This window comes from [Zimmermannella] bifida NBRC 103089 (genome assembly GCF_001570925.1).
Classification (GTDB): domain Bacteria; phylum Actinomycetota; class Actinomycetes; order Actinomycetales; family Microbacteriaceae; genus Gulosibacter; species Gulosibacter bifidus.
The window spans coordinates 111,411-123,469 of sequence record NZ_BCSP01000006.1 but is presented as its reverse complement, the minus strand read 5'-3'; the positions used below and the strand labels follow the sequence as shown (position 1 = coordinate 123,469).

Sequence of the window (12,059 nt, the reverse complement as noted above, 5' to 3'; positions counted from 1 at the left end):
CCTGTCCAGGACGCCCACGTGCCGCGACTCATCAATCAGCCACAAAATCCGGCAACATCAGCCCGAAACCCTGCAAATGATGAGTCGCAGCACACCGTGCAAGGCTGCGCTACCTGTCACAAATGCAGCCGACCGGTAGCGGATCCCCTTTCATGACCCGAAAAACGGTGACATCAAGAGCACCGCGACGCGACGCAACTTCCGGCGGCAGATTTCGGGCATCCGAGGCAGGCAACAACCGGCGCGTGCAGTCGAATCAGTTCTCGACGTCGTCTTCGGGCACCTCGGGCGATGCCACCGACTGGTCAGCAAGCGCGTTGTCGGCCGCAGACCGCACCAAACTCGAGAGCACAAACCCCGGCTGCTCCACGCCGATCCCGCTGAGCATGTCGGTCGCCTGCTTTACGATCGACCGCGTAAACGACGTCGCCGTTTCGATCGCCTCAGCGTAGGTGCCACGATCCTCTTCACGGATCACCACGGGCTCCGCGCCCAGCTCCACCACGAGCGCCTGCGCGATCGGCAGCACCGGCCGCGGTGCCGTCACCGCACACCACGCCTCCTGCAACCGTGCCAGGTCGAGCGAGGTGCCAGTGACGTCGATTGCCGGATGCACCGCCAACGGAATCACACCCTGGTCGAGGGCAGCGCCGAGCGGCACCGTGCCGAACTCGGCGCAGGTGTGCAGCACCAGCTGCCCAGCGACCCAGGCACGCGCCTGCGTGAGTTGGTCGATCCGATTGCCCAACGCATCCGCTGTCTCAGCCACGATGACCAGCTCACTGCGCTCGACCACCTGCGCGGCCGAAAGCAACGGTACGCCCGGGAACATCGCAGCCACCCGCTCACGCTCATCGGCATCGTCAATCGCAAACCCGATGAGCGAGTGCCCGGCACCGGCCAACCCGCGAGCGAGCACAGCACCAACGGGCGCGTTACCTACGACGCCGACGCCGAGACGTCCGTCGCGATCGGATTGCATCATCGAGATTCCTCGTTTGGTCGGGGCTGGTTTGGCAGAGCATGGTTCGGTAACGATGACTGTGGCTGTCCCGGCTGCGGTTGCGCACCGGCACGCTGCTGGTGCCACGCCTGCTCGGCGCCGAGCACCTGCACCGCGTGCGGATGCGGAGCACGGCCCTGCGCACGCGCATCCGCCATCTCCATCCGCGCCGCATTCAACATCATGAACGCACGCGCTTCTTCCCAACGGTGCGATGTATCGCGCTTCGCCGAGGCAACGGCCAGGTCGGTCAGCTGCAGGTGCAGTTGACGCGCATCGACCTTCGTCAGGCACGGGATGCGCGCGTGGACCGGCCCGCGAATCGTATTCAACTTCACGTGCGCGAGCCCGAGCATCCGCTCAATCGGCGACTCAATGGTCGTTACGGTCTGGATGCGCTCGGGCGGCACGAGCGCGACGCGGCGGGTAAGGCGCCCATTGCGGATGCACACGAGGCCGTTCGTGAGGACGTAGCCAAGGCGGCGCCAGGAGATTGGATGCAGCCAGAACGCGTTCCCACGCACGCCGACGAAGCCTGGCTGCGCGCCCGATTGCAGACCGCGCTCGACGAGCACGACAAGCTCGGGGTTTAGGTTCATCGGCAGCAGCAGCGACAGCACGCGCATGACATCATCACGCGTGCCAATCGGCAGCGGCACCGTGCGCATCAGCGCCTGCGCCGACTCGTTGCTGTTCGAATTCGCATCGAATTGCGCGTCGATGCGGTTCACCTGCACGCGATACCAGCCAAACGGCCGCCACCAAAGCGGCTGCGCGACCTGCACCGAGTGGATTCGCCCTGGCGGCACCGTGTCGCTGACCTTGTTGACCAGACCGCGTCGAATGTGCACGCCGTCCGGCGTGCCGGCGATCGTGTAGTTGACCGCCGACATGGCGGTGCTGATCCCGGCCATCAGCGGCGCAAAAATCAACAAACCGGCGGTTATCAGAACGACGATGAGCGTAATTGCCCACCCTTCAAGCGCACCCTTGAGATCAGGGTCAACGTTGAATCCGACGAAGAATGCAATCACCGTAAACGCCGCAACGGGCAGCATGATTGCCAGCGTTGACAGCGCGCTCGAAACTCCATAAGCGACCGGGCGGACACGCACCAGCGCGGGCGAATCGTTCTCGGGGGTGAGCTCGCTGAAGTCGGTCAGGTCATTCAGCACACCGTTGATGTGATCGCCGAGGCTGCGCGGTCGGGATGCCTGGGGTCGCGACGGTGCCCCCGATCGCGTTGCCGGGGCACCCGCTTGCGGTCGTGCATCCGGCTGGCCCGGCGCAGCAACTGGCGCCATACCCGGGGCCGAACCGCGCGCATCCTGGCCCGAACCGATGCGAGCGGCACCGCTCCGGGCACCCGCGGCGCGACGCAGCACCTCGCGGCGAAGCACCTCGGCCTCGTCGCGACCGATGTAGTTGAGGTTGACCGTGCCGTCGTTACCAGCGCCGGCGATGCTGAACGAGGTGAGCCCGAGCAGCCGCGCGAGCAACGAACGGTTGAGGTTCACCGACTGCAAACGGTCGAGGCGGATGCGGCGGTTGCTGCGTGCGAAAATGCCCTTCTTGAGTTCGAACACTTCGTGGTCAACACGGAACTGGTGCGAACGCACCCACACCCAGGTGAACAGGCCCGAAACCACCACCCCGACGATGACGACGCCGAGGATGACCACAAACGCGAGACTGTCTCGGCTGCCCCCGCCAATGAGCGCGGGAACGAAGCCGGTGAGCACCATCCAGACGACACCGATTGCGATCGGTACCACGGCACCGAGGGCGCTGAGGGGATGCAGCCGGTGCCATTCCCCGTCGCTCAGGTTAGTGGCGGGCGGCTGGAGCCGTGGTTGCTGGTGCGGACTCAGCTGCTGGTACGGCTGCGGCGGCATACCCCGCGGTGGCAGTGGCGGCACTTGAGCGGGATGCGGCTGCGCGGGATGCGGCTGAGCGGGATGCGGCTGCTGACTTGGCCACGGTTGCTGGCCCTGCGGAGCCTGGCCCTGCGGCATCGAATTCGGCGGAGTTGGCTGCGTCATTACAGACCGGCCCGTCGCGTTTCGGCCACAGCAATGAGGTGATCGCGCAAGCCTTCGGATTCGGCCTTCGTCAGGCCCGGAATCGCAACCGAACTTGCCGCCGTCACGACGTGCAGCGTATAGATGCCGAGCATCCGGTCAAATGCGCTCTGCTTCACGTCGATGTGCTGCAGACGACCGTACGGCACGGCCTTCTGTTGCCGATACATGATCCCACGGCGCGTAAGCAAGTCGTCCTGACGCAGCGCGTAGCCGATCGATCGCACGCGGGCGAACGCCATCGGCACGAAGCACAGCGTCAGCACCGCCGGAACCGCCCCGATCAGCCAATACGGGCCATACGCTGAGGTCGTCGCCAACAGCACCACCGCGACCACACCCCAACACACCGCGCCCAGCAGCATGCTCGCGACCTCGCGAAACGCAAGCTTGCTCGAAATCGATCGCCATTGAATTTGCGGGGCAGGATGCTGCGGCATGGTGTCCTTCATTGTTGTTTCGCTGGCTTGGCGAGTGGTTGGTTTGTAGCTGGGCACGTGTGCTCAGTTCGCGGTGAACCAGTCAGCGTGTTGCGTACGCAATCAGGTTCGCGAATTTCGGCAGGATGCACAAGCAACTTAAGCGGGATTCGCGCGCATTCCCTCGGCCGATTCTTCCGCATCCGGCTCGGGACCTTCCGGCGGCAGCATGCACCATGATTCAACGATCAGTCCTGCAACCAATAGGACAACCGCGGCGATCGTGCTCACCAACGATTCGCCCACGCGACCACTAGCCACCGTGCGCGTTGCCAAGTACACCGTGACCCCGGCGCATCCACCCAAAAACATGCTGCCCGCGAGCGCAATCGCCTTGGCAAACGCGAGCACGAACGTGGCACGCTCAGGCGCGATGCGGTTGGATGCGGCCGTGCGGCGCAGCTCGTTCGTATCTTCGTGTGCCTGGGCGGCATCGTGCAGTTTGCGCAGTGAGGCCGTGTAGCGGCGGATCGGCCACCCGAGCACGAAGGCGGCGATCGCAAGCGCCACAAGCGTCGCACCGAGCGCGATGGACGGGACGAACGCGGCTCCGCGCGCTGCGGTCACCCAAGTCTCGACCGCCCACATCACCACGCCGCACGCGACGGCGTAGAGCGCGAGCAGCAGCGGGTTGGTGCGGCCGGTCATTCGGTGCCCTTCCGGTAGCGCACCGCAGTGTCGGTGACGTGTTCGAGAAGCTGCTCGAGCGCACCGCGGCCGGGAATCGAGGCGTGCGGTTCGATTTCGTGCCACGGGGTGAGCACGAACGCGCGTTCAAAGGCGCGCGGATGCGGCAGCTCGAGTTCGTCGTCGCGCAGTTGCAGCCCGCCGTGTTCGATGATGTCGAGGTCGAGGGTGCGGTCACCCCAGCGTTCGGTGCGCACGCGGCCGTGGTCGGCTTCGATCTGTTGCAGTTCGTGCAGGAGGTCGTGGGGCGTGCGGTCGGTGAGGACCGTCATGACCGCGTTGAGGTAGGCGGGTTTGTCGTCGTCGATGCCGTGCGTGGTGAGTGCGGCGGTCTCGTACAGGCTTGAGCGGTGGCCCGGCCAAACGCCGTCAAGCGCCTCGATCTCGTCCATGGCCTGACGCAGGTTGGCTTCGCGGTCACCGAGGTTTGACCCGAGGGCGATGACGGTGCGCGCGTGCGGGCTGCGAGTGCTGGCTGGTTGTGGCCCTTCGGGCCGGTAGCGCAGGATGGAGATGGCAACGTCGTCGAAGCGCAGTTTTACCGGCGCTTGCGGCTTGTGCACCGTGATGCGTACGGCCTGCGGACCGTTGAACGCGAAGGTAACGGCGGCAAGGCGCTCGGCGAGGGTTTCGAGCAGGTCGACGGGCTCGCGCATGGCGACTTCGTAAAGTGCCCGCATCAGGTGGCCGTAGTGGACGGTGTCGCTGATCTCGTCAGATTCTGCGGCGGCGCGGGTGTCGACCCAAACTTCGGCGTCGATGTAGAAGTACTGGCCGGTTTGGCGCTCGTGAGCGAACACACCGTGGCGGGCGTGCACGCGCAGCCGGTCGATAACGATGCGGTCGAGTTCGGGCAGCGGCAGGGCGGGGTGCGCTTGTGGCCCTGGCCGGTTTGGCGCGAGACGAATGGCCGCTTCGGCCGGGTGCGTGGCGGGCAGGTTCGGGTCGGATGCGGCGGGTTGCGCAGGTGGGTTGCTCCCGCCGTTGTTTGCTACCGGGTTGGCTGCTTGACCCGTGAGTTCGTCGTGATTCATTACGCGCCTTCCTGCGTGCGAGTGGCGGCGTGGCCGTTGCGCCAGGCACGAACGATGTCGAACGCAACGCGGGTGGCTTCGGTGTTGTGGACGCGAACGCCCCAAACGCCGCGTTCCGCACACAGGGCCGAGATGATCGCCGTTGGCAGGTCGCGATCCGTGACCGGTGCATCCGGAGCGAGGAGTGCGCCGGTGAAGCGCTTACGGCTGGCACCGATAAGCAGCGGGTGGCCGAGCGAGTTGAACTGGTCGAGGTGTTGCAGGATCGCCCAGTTGTCGTCGCGGTCTTTGGCGAAGCCGAGGCCCGGGTCGAGAATGATGCGTTCGGCGCGGATGCCTGCCGCGACGGCGCGATCGCGCATCTGCGTGAGTTCGGCGAGCACTTCGCTCGCGGTGTCGTCGTAGGTGGCGAGGTCGTTCATGACTACGGAGTGGCCGCGCCAGTGGCTGAGGATGTAGCGGGCGTCGTGTTTGGCGACGGTGGCGAGCATCTGGTCGTCGGCCAATCCGCCCGAGACATCGTTGATGTAGACATCGCCGAGCTGCAGGCAGGCGTCGGCGGTGGCGGCGTTCATAGTGTCGACCGAGACTTCGATGCCTTCGGCGAGCAGGGCCGCGACGACCGGCACCACGCGGGCAGCCTCTTCGGCCTGTGGCACGCGGGCGGCGCCCGGGCGGGTCGACTCGCCCCCGACATCGATGATGGTGGCGCCGAGCGCGACTTGTTGTTTGGCATAGTTCACGGCGCTCTGGGTGCGTTCCGCGGGCGGCGCTTCGTGCGTCCCGCCGTCGCTGAAGGAGTCGGGAGTGACATTACACACGGCCATGAGCTGCGGATCCATGTGGGTATTCTCTCGCACCTGCCTCCTCCCCCGCATCCTGGCCGTGCTTCTCCACGCTTCAACCCCGCTCCGCCAAGCCTTGCACCATCGATTCCGGCTACACCGCACCTCCTTGCGCTTCAGTCAGGGACCCGCGACGTCGTTTCACTCATCAAAATCGACCAAATCACTACCTCCAGCACCAAAATGCCCAGAAATGATGAGCCAAACGACACCGGCCGTTCGCGCCATTGACTGATGAAGTCGCTCGTCGTCTCCGCCCGAACCACCAATACCCGCCACCAACTCGGGTTACCGTGCGGCGCCCGCCATACCTCCAAGCAGGTCGGCGTCGTTTCACTCATCAAAATCGACCAAATCACCACCTCCAGCACCAAAATGCCCAGAAATGATGAGCCAAACGACATCGACGACTCACACCTCATGTTTGTGGATAAGCAGTTATTCACAGGGAGAGCAGCCTGCCCACTCCTTCCTCTATCGAACGCGTAGAACTACTCGCGTGGAGTATTTGGATGAGCTGGAGTACGAAGTTGGGCAACTGCTTTCCGACAACTTTGGCGTTGTTTCCGCCGCGCAGTTACGCGCTATTAATGTCGACGAACTCGTCCGACGAAAGCTGCTCCGTCGCGGTGTAATTCACAAAGTACGCCACAGTTGGTATCAGGGTGCGATGCCGGTACCCGCGGTTCTTAGCGCGGTGCGGGCCGGCGGTGTCGTGACCGGTCAGAGTGCATTGCAATTGCGCGGAGTCTGGACACGGAAGCCCACCCACCTCGAGGTCCGATCAAGCCGCACTGATCTGGTGCGTGCGGGCGCTGGCATCCAGCCTGTAGCCATGCAGCGGGACCATTCGCATCCGTGTCGTATAAGTGTGGATCCGCTGGCGGTGGCGTTAGCGGTCACGCTCCGTCAGGCTGAGACGGTTGATGCCGTAATTGCGGTGGATGCGCTGCGTAACGGCGGCTTGCTCGAGTCCGCCGTTATTGCGCGGATCTGTGAGCGTGCCGGGCTGCGCGGGCGCAAGATCTGGCAGTTGTCGGATGCGGGTGCCGGCTCTGGTATCGAAACGCTGTTTCGTCTGTGGCTCGTGCAGCACCGTGTCCGATTTCGCACGCAGGTCCCGATTCCCGGCATCGGGATCGTGGACTTCCTGATCGGCAACGTGATCGTTGAGGTGGACGGGTTTGAGTTCCATGGCACAAGTGACCGCTTTCACGCCGACCGCGCTCGCGACCTGGCACTCAAGGCGCGCGGCTACCGAATGATCAGGCTCAGCTATCGGCAGGTGATGTTCGAGCTCGATGCACTCACGCCAACGCTGCTCGATCTCCTTCGGTAGCGTCGCGCAACGAGCTCGCGCAACCAAGGCGTTACGATTCGCTGCGGTCGGATGCGCCGAGCGTGAGCATGCGCAGCACGTCGGCTCGGGCCTGTGGGTCGGCGAGTTCGCCGCGAGCTGCGAGCGTGACCGTCTCGGAATCGGCCTGTCGTGGACCGCGGTCAGACACGCATCCCTGCCGCGCCTCAATGACGGCAACGGCGCCGCGGGCTGCGAGCCCGAGCATGAGTGCATCCACGAGCGTGTCACCGAAATTCTCTTGCAGCGTCGGCCGTGCCGCGCAGGTTTCTACGAGGTCGTAGAGATGCCCGAGCCCGACGATGCTGTCTCCGGGCAGGTACGCGAGCTGCACCCAGCCGTCGAATGGCAAGAGGTGATGTTCGCACAGCGCGCGGAACCGAATGTTTCGCAGCAGCACGACCTGTGCGTCCGCGGCCTGTTCGGGGGCAAGCGGGATGCGGTTGTCCCGCAACGCAGGTACCGGATCGACACCGACGCCCGCCACGAATTCACTCAGCGCGGTCGCCACGCGAAGCGGTGTCTTGGCGAACTGAGGTGAGTCGGCATCGAGCCCGCAGGCCGCGAGCAATTCTCGAACTGCCGCGGCCGCGCGCTCGTGTTGGACCTCGGTCACGTCGTCAGCCTAGGCCTGTGGCGCGTCGCCGTTGAACATTTGTGGCCCGGCAGGCCCGTCGTTGTTCGTGGGCGCATCCGTACCTGGACCATCAGCAGTGGGACCATCAGCAGTCGGGCCGCCAGCAGGATCAGTCGGCAGGCCACGGTTAGGGTCAGCAGGCAGACCAGCCTCTGGACGTCCCAGTCCCGCATCCGGGGTACCGGCACCGTCACCAGGCTGTTCCGGCGTGCCAGCATGCGAAACCGGCGTCTCAACACCACTTGCCGGCAGATGCGGCTTCAACTCAACCGGCGGACGCGAGCTCACCGGACGCTCCGGCGACGACAGCCACTGGCCGCGTTCCGGGAGCTTCTCGATGTCGGCGAAGATCTCGGCAAGGCGGTCGTGACCGATCGTCTCAACCTCGAGCAGCTCGGCAGCAAGACGGTCGAGCACGTCACGGTTCTTGTTGAGCACCCACCACGCTTCCTGCATCGCGTTCTCGAGCAGCGCCAGCACCTCACGGTCCACGACGTGTGCCGTCTCGTTCGAGTACGGCGAGCCCTGCGAACGCGAGTATGGCGAGTCACCCTCGTTGTCGCCAAGCTTGATGGCACCAACGATGTTCGACATACCGTATTCGGTGATCATCTTGCGGGCCGTCTTGGTGGCCTTTTCGATGTCGTTGGATGCGCCGGTGGTCGGGTCGTGGAACACGATCTCTTCGGCGATGCGGCCACCCATGGCGTAGGTGAGCTGGTCGAGCAGCTCGTTGCGAGTGACCGAGTACTTGTCTTCGAGCGGCACGACCATCGTGTAACCGAGTGCCTTACCTCGCGGCAGGATCGTGATCTTCGTTACCGGGTCGGTGTGGCGCAGGGCCGCGGCCGCGATGGCGTGACCGCCCTCGTGGTACGCGGTGATGAGCTTTTCTTGGTCGTTCATGACGCGGCTGCGTCGCTGCGGACCCGCAATAACGCGGTCGATCGCTTCGTCAATCGCACGCGCATCAATGATCTGCGCGTTCATGCGAGCGGTGAGCAGCGCGGCTTCGTTCAGCACGTTGGCGAGGTCAGCACCGGTAAAGCCCGGGGTCTTGCGGGCAACAACCGACAGGTCGACGTCCTTGGCGATCGGCTTGCCCTTGGCGTGCACCTGCAGGATGCGGCGACGACCCTCGAGGTCGGGAGCGTCGACACCCACCTGACGGTCAAAACGTCCGGGACGCAGCAGCGCTGCATCCAGCACATCGGGACGGTTCGTGGCAGCGATCAGGATCACATTGGTGTTGGCGTCGAAGCCGTCCATCTCAACCAGCAGCTGGTTGAGGGTCTGCTCACGCTCATCATTACCGCCACCCATGCCGACGCCACGCTGGCGACCAACAGCATCGATCTCGTCAATGAAGATGATCGCGGGCGCGTTTTGCTTCGCCTGTTCAAAGAGGTCGCGCACACGGCTGGCACCGACACCGACGAACATCTCAACGAAGTCCGAGCCCGAAATCGAGTAGAACGGCACACCGGCTTCACCGGCCACGGCCTTGGCAAGCAGCGTCTTACCGGTACCCGGAGGGCCGTACAGCAGCACACCCTTCGGAATGCGGGCACCGACCTGCTTGAACTTCGCGGGCTCCTTCAAGAAGTCCTTGATTTCGGCGAGTTCTTCGAGCGCCTCGTCGGCACCAGCAACATCGGCGAACGTCACCTGTGGGTCTTCCTTCGAGACCAGCTTGGCGCGCGACTTACCGAACTTCATGACGCCACCGGCGCCACCGCCCTGCATGCCCGAGAGCATGATCCACAGGAAGAATCCGATTAGCACCAGCGGGAAGAGCAGGGTCAGCGCGGTCGACAGCCAGTTTGGTCCCGGTACTTCGTCGTTGAAGTGGCCCGAAATCGCGGCCTTATCGACGGCCTTCACGACCGTGTCAGCACGCGCATCCACAAAGTAGAAGTGCAGGCGCTCGCCGTATTCTTCGTGCGGCTTCTCGAGTTGCACGTTGACGCGGTTGTCGCCGGCGACAATCGTGACGTCCTTGAGCTTTTGATCCTTGACGACGGCGAGGCCCTGCTCGGTCGTCACCTCGGTGTCGCCCTGCTGGTTAATCAGGCTGAACCCAACCGCAATCGCGATCACAGCGAGCAGCACGAGCACAATCGGGCTCTTGAAGAGTTTCTTAACGGTGTTCATGAACGCGAGCTCGCGGCCTTTCGTCGTTCTGCCAAGACTTGCAGCGCGGCCGGTTAGGGCAGCCCCTTGCGGTATGGCAGCAGGATGCATCGGCACTGCAGGCGCGCGCCGCCAGGAACTCGACGCATCCGCAGCGCTTGCGACACCCGAAGCTACTTGCACAACGGGTTCCGCACACGATGCGACTTCGCACACAGTGCAATTCCCGAAATCCTACCGCCGGCCGCTTATAAACGGGCAGGATTCGACCTGGATGCGCTAAGGGCGAACGACGGTAGCGGGCGATAAGCTCAGCCCATGAACTCAGGGGAAATGCACAACGTTCAATCGCTCCGCGAACTCTTTGAACTTCCCGCAGATTTTCCGCCCGCAGTCACCGACGCCGCCGCCAACGCCACCGACCGGTTCGCACGCGATCGCGTCGATGCCCGCGACGTCGAATTCGTGACCATCGACCCACCGGGATCGCTCGATCTCGACCAGGCCGTATGCATCCAGCGCACCGAAACCGGCTACCGCTGCAACTACGCCATCGCCGATGTCGGCGCGTTCGTCGCACCCGGCTCCCCCATCGACCTCGAGGCCAAGCGCCGCGGCCAAACCATCTACCTGCCCGACGGCAACGTGCCGCTGCACCCGCGCATCCTCTCGGAAAACAAAGCGTCACTGGTCGCGGGCGAAGACCGCCCCGCCATCTGGTGGCAGGTCGAGACGGATGCATCGGGTTCGCTCACGCAGGTACGCGTACGTCGCGCAATCGTGCACGTTCGCGAACGCCTCGACTACCCCACCCTGCAACAGCAGCTCGACGCCGGCCAGCCGCTGCACCCCGCAATCGCGCTGCTGCCCGAGTGGGGACACCTGCGCGAACAGCAAGCACACGACGCCGGGGCCATCGAGCTGCAGCTGCCCGAACAAGACCTCGAACTCATCGACGGCGAATGGCAGCTTCGACTCGAGCCACGCACCCAAATTGACGGCTGGAACGCCCAATGTTCGATCGCCACCGGCATCGCCGCCGCGCACATCATGCTCGCCGCAAACGTGGGCCTGCTGCGCACGCTGCCGGCACCGGATGCGGACACGATCGCGACGTTCCGCAAGGTCGCGCGGGCGCTCAGCGTTACCGTCACCGACGACGCGACGCCCGGAACAATTCTCGATTCCCTCGAACCGGGCTCCCCCGAATCGCTCGCACTGAACGCTGCCGCAACGAAGCTCCTGCGCGGCGCCGGATATGAAGCGTTCGACGGTGCACCGCCCGCAACCGCTTGGCATGCCGGGGTCGCCGCCAGCTATGCACACGCAACCGCACCGCTGCGCCGCCTGGCCGACCGCCACGTCAACGAAATCTGCGTCGCCGCATCCGCCGGAGCCTGGGTGCCGCTGCAGCACGAACCCGACAACGCACCGACGCTCGATGCCACGGCCGTACCCGCGAGCATCCGCGCCGAACTCCCCGAACTCGCCGGCATCATGCAAGCCTCAGGCAAGCGCGCGAGCGATGTCGACAACACCGCCATCAACCTCGGCGAAGCGGTCGCGTTGCAGCACCGCGTGGGCGAGACGTTCACCGCTGCGCTACTTCGCCCGGCCGACGGCAACCACGATGCCGAAATCTATGTGATGACCCCGCCGGTCATCGCCCAGTGCGCGGGCGATGTGCCCGCGGGCGAGCTCGTTAAGGTCACGCTCACCGTCGCCGAGCCTGCCAAACAGCGGGTGCGATTCCGTTACCCGGCCAGCTAGTCACCCAACGAGCGGGCACCGGGCCAGCTAAGC

Annotated in this window: 11 protein-coding genes; 2 read left to right on the top strand and 9 right to left on the bottom strand. The window is 64.7% G+C overall.

Going from position 1 to position 12,059, the window contains the following annotated elements; translation table 11 throughout:
• Positions 1-256: 256 nt before the first annotated feature.
• From ZBI01S_RS06555 to ZBI01S_RS09850, 7 genes are all read right to left on the bottom strand, one after another.
• A complete protein-coding gene (locus ZBI01S_RS06555; RefSeq protein ID WP_066058086.1) occupies positions 257-985 on the bottom strand; it encodes a DUF2520 domain-containing protein in 729 nt (242 codons plus the stop codon).
• Positions 982-3,045 (bottom strand): PH domain-containing protein, encoded by a 2,064-nt coding sequence (locus ZBI01S_RS06550; RefSeq protein WP_083524581.1) that lies wholly within the window; start codon positions 3,043-3,045, stop codon positions 982-984. The genes ZBI01S_RS06555 and ZBI01S_RS06550 overlap by 4 nt, the downstream gene beginning before the upstream one ends.
• On the bottom strand, positions 3,045-3,524 hold the full coding sequence (locus ZBI01S_RS06545; RefSeq protein ID WP_083524589.1) for a PH domain-containing protein: 480 nt from the start codon (positions 3,522-3,524) through the stop codon (positions 3,045-3,047). Before ZBI01S_RS06545 ends, ZBI01S_RS06550 begins: the two co-directional genes overlap by 1 nt.
• A gap of 138 nt (positions 3,525-3,662) precedes the next feature.
• Entirely contained in the window at positions 3,663-4,211 is a 549-nt protein-coding gene (locus tag ZBI01S_RS06540) for a DUF3180 domain-containing protein (protein WP_066058079.1), read from the bottom strand.
• On the bottom strand, positions 4,208-5,284 hold the full coding sequence (gene folK / locus ZBI01S_RS06535; protein WP_066058076.1) for a 2-amino-4-hydroxy-6-hydroxymethyldihydropteridine diphosphokinase: 1,077 nt from the start codon (positions 5,282-5,284) through the stop codon (positions 4,208-4,210). The genes ZBI01S_RS06540 and folK overlap by 4 nt, the downstream gene beginning before the upstream one ends.
• The gene (gene folP / locus ZBI01S_RS06530; RefSeq protein ID WP_245610562.1) at positions 5,284-6,126 is read right to left on the bottom strand and encodes a dihydropteroate synthase; all 843 of its coding nucleotides are present in this window, start codon (positions 6,124-6,126) and stop codon (positions 5,284-5,286) included. The genes folK and folP overlap by 1 nt, the downstream gene beginning before the upstream one ends.
• 119 nt (positions 6,127-6,245) lie before the next feature.
• Positions 6,246-6,533, bottom strand: a complete 288-nt coding sequence (locus ZBI01S_RS09850; RefSeq protein ID WP_159421436.1) for a hypothetical protein — start codon at positions 6,531-6,533, stop codon at positions 6,246-6,248.
• Positions 6,534-6,628: 95 nt separating this feature from the next.
• On the opposite strand from ZBI01S_RS09850, the gene ZBI01S_RS09575 reads away from it, so the two are divergent.
• On the top strand, positions 6,629-7,468 hold the full coding sequence (locus tag ZBI01S_RS09575; RefSeq protein ID WP_159421435.1) for a DUF559 domain-containing protein: 840 nt from the start codon (positions 6,629-6,631) through the stop codon (positions 7,466-7,468).
• Positions 7,469-7,499: 31 nt separating this feature from the next.
• On the opposite strand, the gene folE is transcribed toward ZBI01S_RS09575, so the two are convergent.
• Positions 7,500-8,102 carry a GTP cyclohydrolase I gene (gene folE, locus ZBI01S_RS06515; RefSeq protein ID WP_066058068.1) on the bottom strand — a complete coding sequence of 201 codons (603 nt, stop codon included), beginning with the start codon at positions 8,100-8,102 and terminating at the stop codon, positions 7,500-7,502.
• A gap of 9 nt (positions 8,103-8,111) precedes the next feature.
• Complete coding sequence (gene ftsH / locus ZBI01S_RS06510; protein ID WP_066058065.1) at positions 8,112-10,277, bottom strand: ATP-dependent zinc metalloprotease FtsH; 2,166 nt, start codon at positions 10,275-10,277, stop codon at positions 8,112-8,114.
• A 297-nt stretch (positions 10,278-10,574) separates the two neighbouring features.
• On the opposite strand from ftsH, the gene ZBI01S_RS06505 reads away from it, so the two are divergent.
• The gene (locus ZBI01S_RS06505; RefSeq protein WP_083524579.1) at positions 10,575-12,026 is read left to right on the top strand and encodes a ribonuclease catalytic domain-containing protein; all 1,452 of its coding nucleotides are present in this window, start codon (positions 10,575-10,577) and stop codon (positions 12,024-12,026) included.
• Positions 12,027-12,059: the final 33 nt, after the last annotated feature.